The 19,234-nt window shown below is 74.0% G+C and carries 22 protein-coding genes; 6 read left to right on the plus strand and 16 right to left on the minus strand.

Annotated elements, in window-relative coordinates:
• Positions 1 to 12: 12 nt before the first annotated feature.
• Together IE108_RS26700 and hisI are read right to left on the minus strand one after the other, a co-directional pair.
• Positions 13 to 1,503, minus strand: coding sequence for an anthranilate synthase component I (locus tag IE108_RS26700; protein ID WP_064731703.1), 1,491 nt, complete (start codon positions 1,501 to 1,503; stop codon positions 13 to 15).
• 20 nt (positions 1,504 to 1,523) lie between these two features.
• Positions 1,524 to 1,943: a phosphoribosyl-AMP cyclohydrolase gene (gene hisI / locus IE108_RS26705; protein ID WP_064727394.1), complete on the minus strand. Its 420-nt coding sequence runs from the start codon at positions 1,941 to 1,943 to the stop codon at positions 1,524 to 1,526.
• Positions 1,944 to 2,024: 81 nt separating this feature from the next.
• Here hisI and IE108_RS26710 point away from each other — a divergent pair, with 81 nt between their 5' ends.
• Positions 2,025 to 2,660, plus strand: coding sequence for a TIGR03085 family metal-binding protein (locus IE108_RS26710; protein ID WP_064727395.1), 636 nt, complete (start codon positions 2,025 to 2,027; stop codon positions 2,658 to 2,660).
• A gap of 13 nt (positions 2,661 to 2,673) precedes the next feature.
• Here IE108_RS26710 and IE108_RS26715 read toward each other — a convergent pair whose 3' ends face one another.
• The 10 genes from IE108_RS26715 to hisD form a co-directional block, all read right to left on the minus strand.
• A complete protein-coding gene (locus IE108_RS26715; protein WP_079163483.1) occupies positions 2,674 to 3,945 on the minus strand; it encodes an MFS transporter in 1,272 nt (423 codons plus the stop codon).
• Positions 3,938 to 4,525: an ArsR/SmtB family transcription factor gene (locus tag IE108_RS26720; protein ID WP_064727397.1), complete on the minus strand. Its 588-nt coding sequence runs from the start codon at positions 4,523 to 4,525 to the stop codon at positions 3,938 to 3,940. Before IE108_RS26720 ends, IE108_RS26715 begins: the two co-directional genes overlap by 8 nt.
• Before the next feature lie 109 nt (positions 4,526 to 4,634).
• Positions 4,635 to 5,390 carry an imidazole glycerol phosphate synthase subunit HisF gene (gene hisF, locus IE108_RS26725; protein WP_064727398.1) on the minus strand — a complete coding sequence of 252 codons (756 nt, stop codon included), beginning with the start codon at positions 5,388 to 5,390 and terminating at the stop codon, positions 4,635 to 4,637.
• A 25-nt stretch (positions 5,391 to 5,415) separates the two neighbouring features.
• Positions 5,416 to 5,811: a RidA family protein gene (locus IE108_RS26730; protein ID WP_064727399.1), complete on the minus strand. Its 396-nt coding sequence runs from the start codon at positions 5,809 to 5,811 to the stop codon at positions 5,416 to 5,418.
• Positions 5,808 to 6,533 (minus strand): bifunctional 1-(5-phosphoribosyl)-5-((5-phosphoribosylamino)methylideneamino)imidazole-4-carboxamide isomerase/phosphoribosylanthranilate isomerase PriA, encoded by a 726-nt coding sequence (gene priA / locus IE108_RS26735; protein ID WP_064727400.1) that lies wholly within the window; start codon positions 6,531 to 6,533, stop codon positions 5,808 to 5,810. The genes IE108_RS26730 and priA overlap by 4 nt, the downstream gene beginning before the upstream one ends.
• Positions 6,534 to 6,550: 17 nt before the next feature.
• Positions 6,551 to 7,201: an imidazole glycerol phosphate synthase subunit HisH gene (hisH, locus tag IE108_RS26740; RefSeq protein WP_064727401.1), complete on the minus strand. Its 651-nt coding sequence runs from the start codon at positions 7,199 to 7,201 to the stop codon at positions 6,551 to 6,553.
• Complete coding sequence (locus IE108_RS26745) at positions 7,192 to 7,356, minus strand: CG2302 family histidine operon protein (protein WP_163015643.1); 165 nt, start codon at positions 7,354 to 7,356, stop codon at positions 7,192 to 7,194. The genes hisH and IE108_RS26745 overlap by 10 nt, the downstream gene beginning before the upstream one ends.
• 3 nt (positions 7,357 to 7,359) lie before the next feature.
• Positions 7,360 to 7,953: an imidazoleglycerol-phosphate dehydratase HisB gene (gene hisB / locus IE108_RS26750; protein WP_055416452.1), complete on the minus strand. Its 594-nt coding sequence runs from the start codon at positions 7,951 to 7,953 to the stop codon at positions 7,360 to 7,362.
• Positions 7,950 to 9,059 carry a histidinol-phosphate transaminase gene (locus tag IE108_RS26755; RefSeq protein WP_064727402.1) on the minus strand — a complete coding sequence of 370 codons (1,110 nt, stop codon included), beginning with the start codon at positions 9,057 to 9,059 and terminating at the stop codon, positions 7,950 to 7,952. The genes hisB and IE108_RS26755 overlap by 4 nt, the downstream gene beginning before the upstream one ends.
• Positions 9,056 to 10,381, minus strand: coding sequence for a histidinol dehydrogenase (gene hisD / locus IE108_RS26760; RefSeq protein WP_064727403.1), 1,326 nt, complete (start codon positions 10,379 to 10,381; stop codon positions 9,056 to 9,058). The genes IE108_RS26755 and hisD overlap by 4 nt, the downstream gene beginning before the upstream one ends.
• Before the next feature lie 200 nt (positions 10,382 to 10,581).
• Between hisD and IE108_RS26765 the strand changes: the two genes are divergently transcribed.
• The 4 genes from IE108_RS26765 to ybaK all read left to right on the plus strand — a co-directional run bounded on the left by IE108_RS26765 (position 10,582) and on the right by ybaK (position 14,785).
• Positions 10,582 to 12,159 (plus strand): hypothetical protein, encoded by a 1,578-nt coding sequence (locus tag IE108_RS26765; RefSeq protein WP_064727404.1) that lies wholly within the window; start codon positions 10,582 to 10,584, stop codon positions 12,157 to 12,159.
• 333 nt (positions 12,160 to 12,492) lie between these two features.
• A complete protein-coding gene (locus IE108_RS26770) occupies positions 12,493 to 13,524 on the plus strand; it encodes a hypothetical protein (RefSeq protein WP_189397774.1) in 1,032 nt (343 codons plus the stop codon).
• An 11-nt stretch (positions 13,525 to 13,535) separates the two neighbouring features.
• Positions 13,536 to 14,276 (plus strand): LON peptidase substrate-binding domain-containing protein, encoded by a 741-nt coding sequence (locus IE108_RS26775; protein WP_064727405.1) that lies wholly within the window; start codon positions 13,536 to 13,538, stop codon positions 14,274 to 14,276.
• Positions 14,277 to 14,287: 11 nt separating this feature from the next.
• Positions 14,288 to 14,785 (plus strand): Cys-tRNA(Pro) deacylase, encoded by a 498-nt coding sequence (gene ybaK, locus IE108_RS26780; RefSeq protein ID WP_064727406.1) that lies wholly within the window; start codon positions 14,288 to 14,290, stop codon positions 14,783 to 14,785.
• A gap of 63 nt (positions 14,786 to 14,848) precedes the next feature.
• Here the strand turns inward: ybaK and IE108_RS26785 are convergent, their stop codons facing one another.
• From IE108_RS26785 to IE108_RS26800, 4 genes are all read right to left on the minus strand, one after another.
• On the minus strand, positions 14,849 to 15,535 hold the full coding sequence (locus IE108_RS26785; protein ID WP_064727407.1) for a hypothetical protein: 687 nt from the start codon (positions 15,533 to 15,535) through the stop codon (positions 14,849 to 14,851).
• A gap of 34 nt (positions 15,536 to 15,569) precedes the next feature.
• A complete protein-coding gene (locus tag IE108_RS26790; RefSeq protein ID WP_064727408.1) occupies positions 15,570 to 16,385 on the minus strand; it encodes an ABC transporter permease in 816 nt (271 codons plus the stop codon).
• An 89-nt stretch (positions 16,386 to 16,474) separates the two neighbouring features.
• The gene (locus IE108_RS26795; protein WP_064727409.1) at positions 16,475 to 17,449 is read right to left on the minus strand and encodes an ABC transporter ATP-binding protein; all 975 of its coding nucleotides are present in this window, start codon (positions 17,447 to 17,449) and stop codon (positions 16,475 to 16,477) included.
• Positions 17,450 to 17,580: 131 nt separating this feature from the next.
• Positions 17,581 to 18,801 carry an NYN domain-containing protein gene (locus IE108_RS26800; RefSeq protein ID WP_064731704.1) on the minus strand — a complete coding sequence of 407 codons (1,221 nt, stop codon included), beginning with the start codon at positions 18,799 to 18,801 and terminating at the stop codon, positions 17,581 to 17,583.
• Positions 18,802 to 19,025: 224 nt separating this feature from the next.
• On the opposite strand from IE108_RS26800, the gene IE108_RS26805 reads away from it, so the two are divergent.
• Positions 19,026 to 19,193 (plus strand): hypothetical protein, encoded by a 168-nt coding sequence (locus IE108_RS26805; RefSeq protein ID WP_107420121.1) that lies wholly within the window; start codon positions 19,026 to 19,028, stop codon positions 19,191 to 19,193.
• Positions 19,194 to 19,234 lie beyond the last annotated feature (41 nt).

Here is a 19,234-nt window from a genome sequence, read left to right on the forward strand (position 1 = left end):
GGCCGGTTGGCCCTATTGCGCGAGCCGGTTGGCGGTGTGTACGGCGCGCAGCACCGCCGCCGCCTTGTTGCGGCACTCGGTGTCCTCGGCGACGGGGTCCGAGTCGGCGACGACGCCGGCGCCCGCCTGGACGTATGCGGTGCCGTCGCGCAGCAGCGCCGTGCGGATGGCGATGGCGGTGTCGGAGTCGCCCGCGAAGTCGAGGTAGCCGACGCAGCCGCCGTACAGGCCGCGCCGGGAGGGTTCGAGTTCGTCGATGATCTGCAGGGCGCGCGGCTTGGGGGCGCCGGAGAGGGTGCCGGCCGGGAAGCAGGCGGTGAGGACGTCGAAGGCGGTGCGGCCCGGGGCGACCCGGCCGGTGACCGTCGAGACGATGTGCATGACGTGCGAGTACCGCTCGACGGACATGAAGTCGACGACCTCGACGGAGCCGGGCTCGCAGACCCGGCCGAGGTCGTTGCGGCCGAGGTCGACGAGCATGAGGTGCTCGGCGCGCTCCTTGGGGTCGGCGAGCAGTTCGTCGGCGAGGGCCTGGTCCTCCTGCGGGGTGGCGCCCCGGGGCCGGGTGCCGGCGATGGGGTGCACCATGGCGCTGCCGTCCTCGACCTTCACCAGGGCCTCGGGCGAGGAGCCGACGACGTCGAAGCCGTCGAGGCGCAGCAGGTACATGTACGGGGACGGGTTGGTGGCCCGCAGCACCCGGTAGACGTCCAGCGCGCTCGCCGTGCACGGCGTCTCGAACCGCTGGGAGGGGACGACCTGGAAGGCCTCCCCGGCGCGGATGCGCTCCTTGATGTCCTCGACGGCCTCCTGGAAGTCGGGGCCGCCCCACAGCGCGGTGTACTCGGGCAGCTCGGAGGGCGGGAGGGCCGCCGGGGGCTGGGGCACCGCGCGGGCGAGGTCGGCCTGCATGACGTCGAGGCGGGCGATCGCGTCGGCGTAGGCCTCGTCGACGCCGGTCTCCGTGTCGTTGTGGTTGATCGCGTTGGCGATCAGCAGGACCGAGCCCTCCCAGTGGTCCATGACGGCGAGGTCGCTGGTGAGCAGCATCGCCAGCTCGGGGAGCCTCAGGTCGTCCCGCTCCCCCGGGCCGACCTTCTCCAGGCGGCGCACGATGTCGTACCCGAGGTAGCCGACCATGCCGCCGGTGAAGGGCGGCAGGCCCAGGTCGTGGGCGAGGTCGCGGGGGGTGTGCAGGGCCTCGACGGTGGCGCGCAGGGCGGCGAGCGGGTCGCCGTCGGTGGGGACGCCGACGGGCGGGGTGCCCTGCCAGTGGGTCTGCCCGTCCTTCTCGGTGAGGGTGGCGGCGCTGCGGACGCCGACGAAGGAGTAGCGGGACCAGGACCGGCCGTTCTCCGCGGACTCCAGCAGGAAGGTGCCGGGTCGCTCGGCGGCGAGCTTGCGGTACAGCGCCACGGGGGTGTCGCCGTCGGCGAGGAGCTTGCGGCTCACCGGGATCACCCGGCGGTCGGCGGCCAGCTTGCGGAAGGTCACGAGGTCCATGTCGTCCATGGCGGCAGACCCTACTGACCGGCCGCGGGCGCGCCGGCATCCGCGCCGTCGGCGGCCCCGCCGCCCTCGGCGAGCAGCACGTCGGCGTCGAAGCAGGTGCGCGTGCCGGTGTGGCAGGCGGCGCCCACCTGGTCGACCTTGACCAGGACGGTGTCGGCGTCGCAGTCCAGGGCGACGGACTTCACCCACTGGAAGTGGCCCGAGGTGTCGCCCTTGACCCAGTACTCCCCGCGGCTGCGCGACCAGTAGGTGCAGCGTCCCGTGGTCAGCGTGCGGTGCAGTGCCTCGTCGTCCATCCAGCCGAGCATCAGCACCTCTCCGGTGTCGTACTGCTGGGCGATGGCGGGCAGGAGGCCGTCGGCGCCGCGCTTGAGGCGGGCCGCGATCTCCGGGGCGAGCGGGCTGGGCGTCCGGGGGGAGCTGCTGGTCATGCGCCCATTGTGCCGCGCGGGACGGACACACCCCCGCGCCGTCCACTGGGCGGACCCGGCGGGGCGCCGTAGGCTGGCCGCATGTCGACTTTCGCCAAGCGTGAACGACTTCTGCTCGCGGACCTGTTGGAGACGGCGGGCCCGGACGCTCCGACCCTGTGCGAGGGCTGGCGCACCCGTGATCTCGCGGCGCACGTGGTGGTGCGCGAGCGCCGCCCCGACGCCGCCGGGGGCACCCTGATCAAGCAGCTGGCGTCCCGCCTGGACCGGGTGATGGAGGAGTACGGGGCGAAGCCGTACGAGGAGCTGCTGCAGCTGATCCGGACCGGGCCGCCGCGGTTCTCGCCGTTCCAGCTCAAGCAGGTGGACGAGGCGGCGAACACGGTGGAGTTCTACGTCCACACCGAGGACGTCCGCCGGGCGCGGCCCGACTGGTCGCCGCGCGAGCTGGACCCGGTCTTCCAGGACGCCCTGTGGTCCCGTCTGGAGCGGGCCGCCCGTCTGATGGGCCGCGGCATCCCGACGGGCCTGGTCCTGCGCCGCCCGAACGGCCAGACGACCGTCGCCCACCGGGGCACCCCGGTCGTGACCGCCACGGGCGAGCCGTCCGAGCTGCTGCTGTTCGCGTACGGCCGCCAGGAGGCCGCGGACGTGGAGCTGGAGGGCGAGAAGGCCGCGATCGCCCGGCTCCAGGAGACGAAGCAGCTCGGCATCTGAGGCGGCCCGGCGCTCACCTCGGCAGTTCGGCGCGCCGCAGGCCCGGCGCGCACAGGGCGACCGCTCCGCCGAGCGCGCAGACCAGCGCGCTGACGGTGAAGACCGGGCCGGTGCCCCAGACGCCGATGGCGGCGGCGGACAGCGGCATGCTCAGGGGCGCGATCCCGAGGCTGACGATGCCGGCCACGGCCGTGACCCGCCCCAGGTAGGCCGGGTCGGCGGCGGTCTGCAGCAGGGCCCCGCACATGGCGCCGCTGAGGCCGGTGAGCAGCCCCACGAGCACGGCGACGCCGACGGCCGCGGGGAGGGCGGAGACGTGGGCGAGGACGGCGATGGCGGCGGCGCCGGGGACGATGGCCCCGGCCGTGACCAGGCCGGCGCGCGGGACGCGTCCGCGGACCGCCAGCAGCAGCGCCGCCGCGCCGGCCCCGGTGCCGAAGCCGCCGAGCACCCAGCCCATCCCGGAGGCGCCCCAGCCGCGTTCGTCGGCGAGCAGGGTGAGGCCGACGTTGAGCGGGCCGACGAAGCCGAGGTCGCCGAGGGCGATGGTGATCATCAGCGGGGCGAGGACGCGGTGCCGGCGGATGTGGCGCAGGCCGGCCCGCAGGTCGCGCCAGGCGGTGGTGTCACCGGCGGGGGCGGCCGGGGTGCCGTCGGCGGGCAGCGCGCGCAGCCGCGTGGTGATGAGCAGCGGCAGGGACGCGGCGATCAGCAGCCCCGCGCAGGCGAAGGCGGCGGCCGACCCGCCCACCGCCACGGCGAGCCCGCCGAGCGGGGCGCCGACCACGGCGGCGAAGCGGATGCCGAGGCCGCGCATGCCCTGCACCCGGGCGAGCTGGTCCCTGGTGGTGATCCGCGCGGGGAGCGCGCCGACGGCGGGCAGGAACACGGCGTCGACGGTGCCGAAGACGACGGCGAGCAGCGCGAGCAGCCAGAGCCCGGGGTCGGTCACGAAGAGCACGGCGGCGACCGCGAGGACGGTGCCGCACCGCACGGCGTCGCTGCCGATGACGACCCTGCGCGGCCCGAACCGGTCGGCCACCACCCCGCCGCCCAGCATCAGCAGCGCGCGGGGCACGGCACTCACGGCGGTGACGATCCCGGCCTGCGCGGCCGTCCCGTTCCGCACGGCGGCCCAGGACAGCGCGAGGTAGAAGACCATGTCGCCGACCATGGACAGCGTGTAGGCGGCGACCCAGCGCAGCACGTTGGGATCGCGGTGCGCGGCTCTTCCGGTGGCCGGGGGTATGAGGGTGTCCGGCACGGACGCGGTCCGCTCAGACACGGAACGGGAACCCGGACACGTGCAGCGCGACGTTCTCGCGCCCTTCGGTGTCGCCGGCGGCCTCGGCGGCCCGGCCCTTCGCGTCGTACTTCTTGGCCAGGGCCAGCAGTTCCGCGGCCAGTTCTGCCAACTCGGCGGCGTTCAGCCGCAGCAGGGACTCGTTGTCGGGGGCGGCCGAGTTCCACTCCGGCCCCCAGGTCTGGCGCGCGTCGAGGTAGCGCCGGTACATGTCGGCGCGCTGCTCGTGGATGAGCCGCGTGGCGGCGAGGTGGGCCGCGGCCCGCTCGGGGGCGTCCCGGAAGTCCTTGTCCCGGATGCTGACCCCGTCCGAGGCCGGCTGCCACCAGCGTTCCCTGCCGTCCGCGCTCTGCGGCTCGGCCTCCTCGACCAGCCCGTGCTCGGCGAGTTTGCGCAGGTGGTAGCTGACCAGGGAGACCGCCTCGTCCACTTGCTCGGCCAGCTGCGAGGCGGTCGCCGTCCGGGCCACGCACAGCCCCCGGTAGAGCTGCATGCGCAGCGGGTGCGCCAGGGCTTTGAGGGTGCTCAGGTCGGTGATGGCACGGTTTTCACGGCTGGGCATGGCGCCACGCTAGATTACGAAAGGAAAATTGCGCAATCCTTGTTGCGCAATTTTCCTTTCGTATCGGGTGTCGGGGCGGCGTCGGGTGCCCGCTGAAGCCCGGCGGGCGCTACCGGACCGGATGTCCCGCCCCGCGCAGCGTCTCCTTCACCTGGCCGATCCGGAGGTCGCCGAAGTGGAAGACGGATGCCGCGAGGACCGCGTCCGCGCCGGCCGCGACGGCGGGCGGGAAGTCGGTGAGGCGCCCCGCGCCGCCGGAGGCGATCACCGGGACGGTCACGTGCTTGCGCACCGCCTCGATCATCTCCAGGTCGTAGCCGTCCTTGGTGCCGTCCGCGTCCATCGAGTTCAGCAGGATCTCCCCCGCGCCCAGTTCGGCGGCCCGGTGCGCCCACTCCACCGCGTCGATGCCGGTGCCCCGGCGGCCGCCGTGGGTGGTCACCTCGAAGGTGCCGGCCTCGGTGCGGCGGGCGTCCACGGAGAGGACGAGGACCTGGCGGCCGAACCGCTCCGCGATCTCCCGGATCAGGTCGGGCCGGGCGATGGCGGCCGTGTTCACGCCCACCTTGTCCGCGCCCGCCCGCAGCAGCTTGTCCACGTCCTCGGCGGTGCGGACGCCGCCGCCGACGGTGAGCGGGATGAAGACCTGCTCGGCGGTGCGGCGCACCACGTCGTAGGTGGTCTCCCGGTTGCCCGACGACGCGGTGATGTCCAGGAACGTCAGCTCGTCGGCGCCCTCGGCGTCGTACACCTTGGCCATCTCGACGGGGTCGCCCGCGTCGCGCAGGTTCTGGAAGTTGACGCCCTTGACGACCCGGCCGCCGTCCACGTCCAGGCAGGGGATGACTCGGACCGCCAGGGTCATGAATCCACGGCTCCTTCGATGCCTCTCACTGTCCTCCGAATGCTTCCAGCTCCACCGACACCAGGACACGGGAGTCGATGAAGCCCTCCACGACCAGCAGGGTCGTGGCCGGGCGGACCGCGTCGAACAGCTCCTTGTGGGCCCGGCCCACCGCCTCGACGTCGCGCGAGTGGGCCAGGTAGACCCGGGTCCGGACCACGGACGTGATGTCCAGGCCGAACTCGCCGATCGCCTCGACGGCGGTGCCGAAGGCCACCTTCGTCTGTTCGTACGGGTCGCCCTCGCCGTACAGCATGTCGCCCTTGAAGGCGGTCGTGCCCGCGACGATGACACGGTCGCCCGCCGCCACGGCCCGCGCGAAACCGAAGGACTCTTCCCAGGGACTTCCGCTCTGCACACGCCGTACGGCTTCGGATGTCATGACGACACGGCCTCCAAGGCTTCTTCCAGGGTGAACGCCTTCGCGTAGAGGGCCTTCCCGACGATGGCCCCTTCGACACCGGCCGGGACGAGACCGGCGATGGCGCGCAGGTCGTCCAGGGAGGAGACGCCGCCGGAGGCGACGACCGGGCGGTCGGTGGCCGCGCAGACGTTCTTCAGCAGCTCCAGGTTGGGGCCCTGGAGGGTGCCGTCCTTGGCGATGTCGGTGACGACGTACCGCGCGCAGCCCTCCTTGTCGAGGCGGGCCAGCGTCTCGTAGAGGTCGCCGCCGTCACGGGTCCAGCCGCGGCCGCGGAGCGTGGTGCCGCGTACGTCGAGGCCGACGGCGATCTTGTCGCCGTGCTCGGCGATGATCCGGGCGACCCACTCGGGGGTCTCCAGGGCGGCCGTGCCCAGGTTGACGCGGGTGCAGCCGGTGGCGAGCGCGGCGGCGAGGGTGTCGTCGTCGCGGATGCCGCCGGACAGCTCGACCTTGATGTCCATGGCCTTCGCGACCTCGGCGATCAACGCACGGTTGTCCCCGGTGCCGAAGGCGGCGTCCAGGTCGACGAGGTGCAGCCACTCGGCGCCGGAGCGCTGCCAGGCGAGGGCGGCCTCCAGCGGGGAGCCGTAGGAGGTCTCCGTGCCGGACTCGCCGTGCACCAGGCGGACGGCCTGGCCGTCGCGGACGTCGACGGCGGGGAGGAGTTCGAGCTTGCTCATCTCTACCGGGCTCATCTCTAAAGGGTGTCGATCCAGTTGGTGAGGAGCTGCGCTCCGGCGTCACCGGACTTCTCGGGGTGGAACTGCGTGGCCCACAGCGCGCCGTTCTCCACCGCGGCCACGAAGGGCTCGCCGTGCGTGGACCAGGTCACCCTGGGGGCGGCGATCAGCGGGTTGTGCGTCTCCTGGGCCCACTCGTGGACGGCGTAGGAGTGCACGAAGTAGAAGCGGGCGTCCGCGTCCAGGCCGGCGAAGAGCTGCGAGTCGGCCGGCGCGTCGACGGTGTTCCAGCCCATGTGGGGGACGACGTCGGCCTTGAGCGGGCCGACCGTGCCGGGCCACTGGTCCAGGCCGTCGGCGGCCACGCCGTGCTCGATGCCGCGCGCGAACAGGATCTGCATGCCCACGCAGATGCCCATGACGGGGCGTCCGCCGGAGAGCCTGCGGTCGACGATCCAGTCGCCGCGGACCGACTTGAGGCCGTCCATGCAGGCGGCGAAGGCGCCGACGCCGGGCACCAGCAGGCCGTCGGCGTTCATCGCCTTGTCGTAGTCACGGGTGATCTCGACGTCGGCGCCCGCGCGGGCGAGGGCGCGCTCGGCGGACCGGATGTTGCCGAAGCCGTAGTCGAGGACGACGACCCGCTTGGCGGGGGAGGTCAATTCCACACCTCCAGCCGCAGCACGCCCGCGAACAGGCACATCGCGGCACCGATGGAGAGCAGCACGATCAGGCCCTTGGGCATCTGCTGCTTGGCGAAGGAGATGATGCCGCCGATGAAGAACAGGCCGACGACGATCAGCGCGGTGGACGTACCGTTCATGGGTTAGAGCGCGCCCTTCGTGGAGGGCAGGATGCCGGCCGCGCGCGGGTCGCGCTCGCTGGCGTAGCGCAGGGCCCGGGCCAGCGCCTTGAACTGGCACTCCACGATGTGGTGCGCGTTGCGCCCGTAGGGCACGTGCACGTGCAGCGCGACCTGGGCCTGGGCGACGAAGGACTCCAGGATGTGCCGGGTCATCGTGGTGTCGTACTCGCCGATCATCGGTGCCATCTTCTCGGGCTCGGTGTGCACGAGGTAGGGGCGGCCGGAGAGGTCGACGGTGACCTGGGCGAGGGACTCGTCCAGCGGGACCGTGCAGTTGCCGAAGCGGTAGATGCCCACCTTGTCGCCGAGGGCCTGCTTGAAGGCGGCGCCCAGCGCGAGGGCGGTGTCCTCGATGGTGTGGTGGGAGTCGATGTGCAGGTCGCCGTCGGTCTTCACGGTCAGGTCGAACAGACCGTGCCGGCCGAGCTGGTCGAGCATGTGGTCGTAGAAGCCGACGCCGGTGGCGATGTCGGTCTTCCCGGTGCCGTCGAGGTCGATCTCGACGAGGACCGAGGTCTCCTTGGTCGTACGCTCCACGCGTCCCACGCGGCTCATGTGTTCTGCTCCTTCTTGACTTCACGGACCGCGTCGAGGAACGCGTCGTTCTCCTCCGGGGTTCCGGCGGTGACCCGCAGCCACCCCGGTACGCCGTTGTCCCGGACCAGCACGCCCCGGTCGAGGATCTTCCGCCAGGCCTCGTGGGAGTCCGCGAACCGCCCGAACTGGACGAAGTTGGCGTCGGACTCGGTCACCTCGTAGCCGATGGCGCGCAGCTCGGCGACCAGCCGGTCCCGCTCGGTCTTCAGCTGCTCGACGTACTTCAGCAGCGTGTCGGTGTGCTCCAGGGCGGCCAGCGCGGTCGCCTGGGTCACGGCCGAGAGGTGGTACGGCAGCCGTACGAGCTGTACGGCGTCCACGACGGCCGGGTGCGCGGCGAGGTAGCCCAGGCGCAGGCCGGCCGCGCCGAACGCCTTCGACATGGTGCGGGAGATCACGAGGTGCGGGCGGCCCGCCAGCAGCGGCAGCAGCGAGGCGCCGTGGCTGAACTCGACGTAGGCCTCGTCCACCACGACCATCGAGGGCTTCGCCGCCTGGGCCGCCTCGTACAGGGCGAGGACGGTCTCGGCCGGGACGGCGTTGCCGGTGGGGTTGTTGGGGGTGGTGATGAAGACGACGTCCGGGCGGTGCTCGGCGAGGGCGCGCTCGGCGGCGGGCACGTCGATGGTGAAGTCCGCGTGGCGCGGCCCGGAGATCCAGCCCGTGCCGGTGCCGCGCGCGATGAGACCGTGCATCGAGTACGAGGGCTCGAAGCCGATCGCGGTGCGGCCCGGGCCGCCGAAGGTCTGGAGCAGCTGCTGGATGACCTCGTTGGAGCCGTTGGCGGCCCAGACGTCACCCGTGTCCAGAGGATGGCCGGTGGTCTTCGTCAGGTACTCGGCGAGCCGGGTGCGCAGCTCGACCGCGTCCCGGTCCGGGTAGCGGTTGAGGTCTCGGGCGGCCGCGCGGACCCGCTCGGTGATCCGCTCGACCAGCGCCTCGGGCAGCGGGTAGGGGTTCTCGTTGGTGTTCAGCCGTACGGGCACGTCCAGTTGGGGCGCGCCGTAGGGGGACTTGCCGCGCAGCTCGTCCCGTACGGGGAGGTCGTCGATGCCGAACGTCACTTGCTCTCCGGGACCTTCCACTCGAACCTCGCCTTGATCGCCGCGCCGTGCGCGGGCAGGTCCTCGGCCTCCGCGAGCGTCACCACGTGGTGCGCGACCTCGGCGAGCGCGTCGCGCGTGTAGTCGACGATGTGGATGCCGCGCAGGAAGGACTGCACCGACAGGCCGGAGGAGTGGCAGGCGCAGCCGCCCGTGGGCAGGACGTGGTTGGACCCGGCCGCGTAGTCGCCGAGGGAGACGGGCGCCCAGGGGCCGACGAAGACCGCGCCGGCGTTCTTCACCCGGTCGGCGACGGCGGCGGCGTCGGCGGTCTGGATCTCCAGGTGCTCGGCGCCGTAGGCGTCGACGACGCGCAGGCCCTCGTCCACGCCGTCGACCAGGACGATCGCGGACTGGCGGCCCTTCAGGGCGGGGACGATCCGGTCGTCGACGTGCTTGGTGGCCTCGATCTGCGGCTGGAGTTCCTTCTCGACCGCGTCCGCGAGCTCGACTGAGTCGGTGACCAGGACGGCGGCGGCCAGCGGGTCGTGCTCGGCCTGGCTGATCAGGTCGGAGGCGACGTGCACCGGGTCGGCGGTGGCGTCGGCGAGGACCGCGATCTCGGTCGGGCCGGCCTCCGCGTCGATGCCGATCTTCCCGGTGAAGTAGCGCTTGGCGGCGGCCACCCAGATGTTGCCGGGGCCGGTGACCATGTTGGCGGGCGGGCAGGACTCGGTGCCGTACGCGAACATCGCGACGGCGGTGGCGCCGCCCGCCGCGTACACCTCGTCGACCCCGAGCAGGGCGCAGGCGGCGAGGATCGTCGGGTGCGGCAGACCGTCGAACTCGGCCTGGGCGGGCGAGGCGAGGGCGACCGACTCGACGCCGGCCTCCTGCGCGGGCACCACGTTCATGATCACGGACGAGGGGTAGACCGACCGGCCGCCGGGCGCGTACAGCCCGACCCGCTCGACCGGCACCCACTTCTCGGTGACCGAGCCGCCGGGCACGACCTGCGTGGTGTGCGTGGAGCGGCGCTGCTCGCGGTGGACGAGGCGGGCGCGGCGGATGGACTCCTCCAGGGCCGCGCGCACGGCCGGGTCCAGCTCCTCCAGCGCGCGCGTGAGCGCCGCCGCCGGGACCCTGACCTGGTCCAGCCTGACCCCGTCGAACTGCTCGGCGAAGTCGATCAGCGCCGCGTCGCCCCGATGATGCACGGCCTCGCAGATCGGACGCACCTTCTCCAGGGCGGCCGAGACGTCGAAGTCGGCTCGGGGCAGCAGGTCGCGCAGGGCGGGACCCTCGGGGAGGGCGTCGCCGCGCAGATCGATTCGGGAGATCACGGAACCAATTCTCTCAGACCCGCGTCGGGCACGGTCCGCGCGTATCAATGGCTGATACAGAACACGGCCACCGGGGGCGGTCCGGGCGAACTCACCCGAATCGGTGCTCACTTTGAGTGTTCGGAGTGTCACCCAGTGGGCATGAACGGTTGTACGAAGAGTAAGCGACCGGCGGGTAGTTGGGGAGGGAGTGAAGTGCCGTGACCGTAGTGGTGGGCCCTCGTGACGGAGAGCTGCCGGACGACCTGACCGCCGCCGAGGCCGGCATGTGGCAGGCCTTCCGCAACGGCAGCGTGTACGACCTGAGCAGCGGCGACGCGCTCGTCGACGACCCGCACGGCGGGCACCCGTGGGGGTCGGAGCGGAGCGTGCGGGCCCGCATCGTGTGCTGGCTGCTGCTCGACGGGCCGCCGGCGCTGGCGGGCCGGGTGGCCTCTCTCCAGCTCACCGGCGTGCGGATCAGCGGCACGATGGACCTGGCCGGCGGCACCGTGGAGCCGTACGTGGAGCTGCGGGGCTGCCGGTTCGAGCGGGAGGTGCTGTTGCCGGAGACCCGCTTCACCACCGTGCGCCTGGTGGACTGCTCGGTGCCCCGCCTGGAGGCGGCCCGGCTGCACACGGAGGGCGACCTGCACCTGCCCCGCTCCCGCTTCCGGGGCGGCATACGGCTCACGGACGCGCGGATAGGCACCGACCTGCTGCTCAACCAGGCGATCGTGCACCGGGACCGGCACGGCCGCTCCATCGCCGCCGACGGCATGACCGTCGGCCAGGACCTCCAGGCCGAGATGCTGGAGTCGCACGGCGAGGTGAGCCTGCGCAGCGCCCAGGTGGGCGTCTCGCTGAGCCTGCGCGGCGCCCGGCTCCTCAATCCGTACACGCGGCACGCGCTCAACGCCCCGCAGCTCACGGTGGAGCGCACGCTGTACCTGACGCCCGCGGGGCTGGGCAGCCCGCTGCTGCGGGGCACCACGCCGGCGCAGGGCACGCGGATCCAGCGCTTCGAGTGCGAGGGCGGGGTGCGGCTGGACGACGGGCGGTTCGGCGACGCGCTCGACTTCGAGCACGCGCGGTTCACCTTCACCGACGAGCAGGAGCTGTCGCTGCGCCGGGTGCAGACGCCCGAGCTGCGCTTCCTCGGCGAGCGGCCGGCCCGCGGCCGGGTGGTGCTGTCGGGCGCCCGGGTCGTCAACCTGATGGACCGGGCGGACAGCTGGCCGGGGCCGGGCCGGCTCCACATGGGCGGCTTCGCCTACGAGAACCTGGTGCCGCGCGGGCCCTTCCCGCTGGAGAAGCGGCTGCGCTGGGTGGGCGCCGCGACCGCCGAGTACAACCCGGAGCCGTACGAGCGTCTCGCGGCCGTGCTGCGGGCCGGCGGCGAGGACGAGGTCGCCCGCGAGGTGCTGCTCGCCAAGCACCGCCGGCGCCGCGAGAGCCTGCCGGTCGCCGCGAAGCTCGTGGGGTACGCCCAGGACTGGACGGTGGCCTACGGCTACCGGCCGGGGCGGGCGGCGGTGTGGATGGCGGTGCTGTGGGCGGCGGGCTCGCTGGCCTTCGCGCGTGCGCAGCCGCCGCCGCTGAAGGCCGGCGAGCACCCGGACTGGAACCCGGCCCTCTTCGCCCTCGACCTGCTCCTGCCGGTCATCGACCTCGGCCAGGCCGGCTTCTGGCACCTCCACGACGGCTGGCAGTGGCTGGCGACGGCCCTGATCCTGCTGGGCTGGATCCTGGCCACGACGGTGGCGGCGGGCGCGACCCGCCTGCTCCGCAGAAGCTGATCCCTCCAGGGGCTGCGCGGCTCATCCACCGCCGACGTGAGCACCGGGCCGCCCGGCCCGCACCCGCACGGAGGCCGACCCCTCCCGCCGCAGCCCCGCGCTCCCCCAACTCCCGGCCGCCGACCCCTGCCGCCGCAGCCCCGCGCTCCCACCACCCGCGGCCGCCGACGGCGGGAAGCCCGGCGGGGGCCACCCGCGGCCGACGACGAAAGCCGCACGGGTGGTGCGGGTGGGAACACGACGGGGCCGAAGGCGAAGCCGAGGCCGAATCCGATCCCACCCCGCACAACCATCCCGCACAACCATCCCGCCCGGTCGACCGTCGTAGACACCATGCTGCGCGCGTTCCTCCGGACCGCGGCCGCCCGTGCCCGCGCCCGGAGCACCCGGCCCGACCAAGACGACGACGTGCTCCTCGACGCCCCCGACGACCGCCTCGCCCCCGCCCTCCTCGCGGCGGCCCGCGGCGAGCACACCCCGGCGGCCGGCCTCCTCGCCGGTACCCGGGAGCGGGCGGAGTGGGAGCACCGCGACCGGTACACGACCCGGCTCGCCGCCTTCTCCCGCTCGCGTTCGGCGTGGCTCGACGCCTGGCGCATCACCGACCCGCAGGACCCCGACGCCCTGCTGGTCGCGGCCCGCCTGGCGGTGTCCCGCCACTGGGACTCGCCGGACCGTGCCCTGCTCCTGCGCCAGATCGTGCCCGCCGTCACCGCGGCGGCCGAGGCGGCGGGACCCGACCCAGTGCCGTGGCGGACGGCGCTGGACGCGGCGCGCGGCGCGGGCGCCGGGCACGCGGAGTTCGAGCGGCTGTGGGAGCAGGCGGTCCGCCGCTCCCCGCACCACTACGGCTGCCACGTCGCCGCCCTGGAGTACCTGGCCGCCGCCTCGCCCGGCGCCCACCGCGAGTGCCTGGACTTCGCGGAGACGGCCGCGCAGGACGCCCCCGAGGACGCCCTGGTCCGCGCCCTGCCCCTGCGGGCGGCCTTCACCTGCCTGACCACGGCCGACGACGGCGGCGACGCCGTACCCCCGCAGGGCCTCCGTGCCCGCCTGGACGCGGCGGCCGACCGGGCGATCGCCCTCTCCGCGGCCCACCCGGCGGCCGACCCGTGGGCGGCGGAGCTGCGGAACCTGCTCGTGTACGTCCTGCTGCGGCTGGGCCGGCGCGCGGACGCGGCGGAGCAACTGCGCCTGACCGGCCCGTACGTCACGTCCTTCCCCTGGGACCGGGAGACCGACGACCCGCTCGGCCGCTTCCTCGGGGTGCGGGCCGAGGTGCGGGCGGCCGCGGCACCCCCGGCGGCGGGTTCGGGCCATCCACGAAGTGGGCGCGGCGGACGCGTCCGCCCCGGCGACCATTAGGCTTCTGCGTCGTGACCACCGTCCGGCTCCCCCTCTTCCCCCTGAACTCCGTCCTGTTCCCGGGGCTGGTGCTCCCGCTCAACATCTTCGAGGAGCGCTATCGCGCCATGATGCGCGAACTGCTGAAGACCTCCGAGGACGAACCCCGCCGGTTCGCCGTCGTGGCGATCCGCGACGGCCACGAGGTGGCCCGGAGCGCCCCGGGCCTGCCCGACCCGACGGCGACGCCGGAGCGCGGGCCGGCGGCCGGGTTCGGGCCCGACCCGCTCAAGTCGTTCCACAAGGTGGGCTGCATCGCGGACGCGGCGACGATCCGCGAGCGGGCCGACGGCACCTTCGAGGTGCTGGCGACCGGCACGAACCGGGTGCGGCTGGTGTCGGTGGAGTCCTCCGGCCCCTTCCTGACGGCCGAGCTGGAACCCCTGCCCGAGGATCCGGGCGACGAGGCCGGCGCGCTGGCCGAGGGCGTGCTGCGGTCCTTCCGGCAGTACCAGAAGCGGCTGGCCGGGGCGCGCGAGCGGTCGCTGGCGACCGGCGCCGAGCTGCCGGACGAGCCGGGAGTCGTCTCCTACCTGGTCGCCGCCGCGATGATGCTGGACACGCCGACCAAGCAGCGCCTGCTCCAGGCCCCGGACACCGCGTCCCGCCTGAAGGACGAGCTGAGGCTCCTGCGCTCCGAGACGGCCGTCATCCGCTCGCTGCCGTCCCTGCCCGCGTCGGAGCTGACGCGCGGCCCGACCAGTCTCAACTGAGGACCGGCCCGATGGCGAAGAAGACGAAGCAGCAGTCCGGCGGGACGCCCGCCACGGTGGCCCTCGCGGCCGCGGGGGTGGCGTTCACCGTGCACGCCTACGAGCACGACCCGGCCCACCCGTCCTACGGCGAGGAGGCGGCCGAGGCGATGGGCGTCTCCCCGGACCGCGTCTTCAAGACCCTGGTGGCGGACGTGGACGGCGCCCTGACGGTCGCGGTGGTCCCGGTGGCGGGCCGCCTGGACCTGAAGGCCCTCGCGGCCGCGGTGGGCGGCAAGCGCGCGGCGATGGCCGACCCGGCGCTGGCCGAGCGCACCACCGGCTACGTGCGGGGCGGCATCTCGCCCCTGGGCCAGCGCAAGCGGCTGGCGACGGTCCTGGACGCGTCCGCGTCGGAGCACGCCACGATCTGCGTGTCGGCGGGCCGGCGCGGCCTGGAGGTCGAGCTGGCCCCGGCCGACCTGGCCGGCCTGACGGGCGCCGTCCTGGCCCCGGTCGCCCGCGCGTAGCCCCCGGCGGGGGCGGCGGACCGGCGGGGGCCGCCCGGAGCGGACCGGGCGGCGGCGCGGGAGCTACGCCGGCTTGTCGCCGTACGGTGCCGGCCAGGGGTCGGGCTCCGGGTCCCGGGGGCCGAACAGGCCGGTCAGCCCGAGGTGGACGACGAGCGCCGACAGCGACCACGCCAGCAGCGCGCCCTTGGCGCCCAGCTTCAGGGGCGCGTCGAACGTGACGCCCTTGCCCACGTCCTGCGCGTGGGCGATGACGTCCTCGGCGGGGCCCAGCCACACGCCGACCCGCCAGGCGAGGAACGAGCCGAGCAGTCCGCCGACACCGAGGGCCACGACCAGCGGCACACCGCCGCGCCGCCGCAGCAGGAAGGCCACGACCGCGCAGAAGGCGCCGAACGCGAGTGCGAGCAGCGTGAACGTTCCGTCGACGCCGATCGCCTGTTCGCCCTCGGACTCCTTGAGGAAGACCACCCAGCGCCCGTCGACCACGTCGCCGACGAGCGGCACGGTCGGCGCCAGCTTCCACCACAGCACGCCGAGCAGCGCGCCGGAGAGGGCGATCGCCAGTACGGCCACGGCCGCCTGCCGCAGTTCCGTCAGCATCCCGGGGCCGTCCTGTTCGCCGTGGTGGTCGTACGGTGCGGCGGGCGCGGTTCCCACCGCGTGCGCGCCGACGGGCGGCGGCACCGGCCCGCCCCGGTACGAGGAGCGGTCGTCCGGCGGGGGTGGCGGAGTCAGAGGTGCGGTCACCCCGCCATCGTGCCAAACCCGCCTGTGCGGCGCGTCACCGGACGGCCGCCCTGCGGTACGCCCAGGTGGCGACGGCGAGGGAGATCACCCCGACCCCCGCGCACACCGCGAGGTCGCCGAGGACGAAGGCCCAGTCGGGGCTCTCCCCGAAGGTGCGGGCGAAGGCCTCCACGCCGTACGTGGAGGGCAGCAGGTCCCGGACCAGCCGGACCGCCTCCGGCATCCGCTCGGCGGGCAGCACGCCGAGGAGCAGCGCGGCGGACATGCCCAGCTGGCCCAGCAGGGTGGCGAACTCGGGCCGCGGCGCGAGCAGGCCCAGGGCGGCCCCCAGGCCGGCGAGGGCGGCGCCCGCCAGCGGGATGACCGCCGCCAGCACCCACAGGTGCGTCATCGGCAGCCCGAACAGCAGGCAGCCGAAGACCGCGGTCACCACGGTCCCGGGCACCGTGAAGGACGCGTACGCCCCCGCCGCGCCCAGCACCACGGCGGCCGGCGGGACGGGCAGCGTCGCATAGTGGTCGAGGCCGCCGCTGGCGCGCAGCTGCCCGAAGTACTGGGCCAGCAGGTTCAGCGCCACGAAGGCCACGACCAGCACCGCCGAACCGGCGACCACGGCCCGCGCCTCGCCGCCGCCGTCCACCACGCCGCGCATCAGGATCATGATGCCGACGGACTGGAAGGTGGCCACGAAGAGCAGCGGGATCCGCGCGACCCGCGCCCGGGACAGCTGCGCCCGGTACACGGCGACCAGGGAGGGCCACAGCCGCGCCCTGGGCCCCAGCTCGGCGGCGTCCTGCTCCTGGACGGCCAGGGCGCCGCCCGGCAGGACATCGGCGGATACGACACTCACGTCGCGCTGCTCCCCTTCGTTGGGGTCGTTGGAGGCGGTCGCCCTGACGGGTACGGATGCGGCGGCCGATGTGCTCACCGTGCGTGCGCTCAAGCCCTCACCAGCCCCTGCCGGGCGGCGCCGCCCAGCGCCAGGTACACGTCCTCCAGGCTGGGCGTGGCGAGGGTGAAGTCGTCGAGCGCGGCGAAGGCGGCACCGCCGGTGACGGTGGCGACGACCGCGCGGGCCTCCTCGGGGGCCAGCCGCAGCGTCCAGCGCCGCCCGGACTCCACGACGCGGTCGCGCAGGGCGGCGACCTCGGGGACGTGCAGGGGGGCCCTCTCGCGCCACACCAGGTCGACGCGGACCTCGCCGGCGACCTTCTCCTTGAGCCCGGAGGGCGTGTCGCAGGCGATGACGCGCCCCCGGTCGAGAACGGCGACCCGGTCGAGGACGGTCTCGGCCTCGATGACGTTGTGGGTGACGAGCAGGACGGTGGTACCGCGCTCGGCGCGCCGGCGGTCCACGGCCGCCCACACCGCGCGCCGGGCCACCGGGTCCATGCCGGTGGTCGGCTCGTCCAGCACGAGCAGCGGGCGCTCCCCCACCAGCGCGGCGGCGAAGCAGGCGAGCCGGCGCTGGCCGCCGGAGAGCTTCTTGATGGGGCGGGCGGCGAGGGCGGTCAGGCCGAGTTCGTCGAGGACGGCGTCCCGTTCGGCGCGCGCCCGGCGCACCTCCAGGCCGCGCAGCCGGCCCGTGGTCTCGGCGGCGAGCGACACCGTCAGCTCGTCCAGGGCGCTGGACTCCTGGCCGAGGTAGGCGAGGATGCGGGCGGCCCGCTCGGGGTGGCGCACGACGTCGTGCCCGAGGATCTCCACGCTGCCGCGGTCGGGCCGCATCAGGCCGGTGAGCTGGCGGACGAGGGTGGACTTGCCGGCGCCGTTGGGTCCGAGCAGCCCGAAGATCTCGCCGCGGCGGATGTCCAGGGTGACGTCGTCGGTGGCCCGCACCTCGGGGGTGGCGGGGACGCCTCGCCTGCCGCGCTGGGCCGGATAGGTCTTGGTCAGCCCGCGCACCGCGCACACGGCATCGCCACGGGGTCGTGGTGCCTGTGCCGCGCGCGTACTCACAAGGGACGAGACTACGGGGTCCGTCACCCCGGTCCGCTCCCGGGTCCGCCCATAAGTGTCGATTCAGCCGGGGACCGCGGCGGACCTCACTCCGCCGCGGGGGTGCGCTCGGTCGCGGTGCGCACGTCGATCTCCCGCCAGAAACCGGCCCGGATGGCGTACCGGTCGTGCTCGTCGATCTGGTCGTCCTTGTGGGCCAGGAGCCCGAAGCGGGCCGCGTAGCGCAGCAGCTCGCCGTCGACGCGGTGCGGGATGCGCGGGTACATCCCGGACAGCTTCTGCAGGTGGCCGTGGTCCCCGAGGCGCTCCAGCCAGCGGCGGGCGAACACCTGACCGACCTCGTACGGATCGCCGCCGACGGTGGTGATGTCCTCCTCGCGGTCGGCCCAGCGCTGCTCGGCCGTGGTGAGCTGGGCCAGCGTCGGCATGGAGGCGGCCTCGGACGGCTCGGCCGCGGGCCGGTCGACCCAGCCCTTGTCCGAGGACCAGCGCAGGGTGGCCGTGGTGGGGTGCGGGGCGGACGGGGCGGACGGGGCGCCGGGGGCGCGCAGGGCGGCCAGGTCCTTGGGGGTCGGGACGCCCTTGGCGGGTGCCGTGCGCTCCTCGGCGCCGTTGCGCGCGGCGGTGGCCGTGGGGTGCTCGGGCTCCTGCGCCGGGCGCTCCGCGGTCACCGGGAGCGCCGACTCGGGCAGCGGCGCGGAGAGGATCGCGGCGATCTCGGGGCGGGGCACCGGCGGCGGCGCGCAGATACCTCCGAGCTCCTTGGCGCGTACGGCCTTGGTGATCCACACCCGGTCCAGGACGCGTCGCTCGTCGGCCTCGGCGACCAGGTCCTCGGACTGGTTGTAGTCCCCGTCGGCGGCCTGTACGGCCCACAGGTGGACGGCGACGCCGTGCTCCTTGGCGGCCATCATGCCGGGCAGCAGGTCGCCGTCGCCGGTCACCAGGACGACGTCGGAGCAGGCGCGGTTGCGGGCCAGCTCCGTCAGCTCGGCGTGCATGGCGGCGTCGACGCCCTTCTGCGCCCAGCGGCCGTCACTGCGCGTGAGGGCGCCCAGTCGGACGGTGACCCGGGGCATCACGCGCAGCCGGCGGTGTTCCGGCTGCGGAACGCGGTCGGGGGCGCCGTCGAACCAGTAGATGCGCAGCAGGGGCTGCCCGGTGTCGGACTCGGCGCGGTCGCGCAACCCCTGGATGAGGGCGGCGTGGTCGACGGTGATGCGCGAACGCGAGGGCTCCCCGGCGAGGAGACTCGCGGCGGCCCCCAGCAGATACCCGGCGTCCACCAGGACGATGCAGCGGTCCACGCGATCCACCCTCTTTCCGGGAGGTTTGCTTCGGGCTTCCTTCGAGTCTGCCCGACGGCGCGGAGGTTAACGGCCCGAACTCGATCTTCGGCGTGGCGTTTCGGCGGCCCGGACCCCGACCAGCCGTGTCACGCACGGTAATTGCCCGATATGCGTTCTTTGTCGGCCTATGTGAATCTGATGGCGTCGTTGGCCCCTAGATCCCCCTCAGGAGGTAGATCACCATGGCCAAGAACAAGAACAACCGTGACCGTAAGCAGCCCCACGCCGAGCGCGCCCCGCAGGCGGCCGAGTCGAACGTGCTGGAGCGCGAGGAGCAGCACTCCCCGCAGCTGACGACGCCCGGCGACGCCGCGTCCCGCAAGCGCGGGAAGCGCTTCGGCCACAACTGAGCAGCACCACAGCCACAACTGGCATGGGGCGCGCCCGGCAA

Source organism: Streptomyces parvulus (assembly GCF_014648855.1).
Classification (GTDB): Bacteria; Actinomycetota; Actinomycetes; order Streptomycetales; family Streptomycetaceae; genus Streptomyces; species Streptomyces parvulus.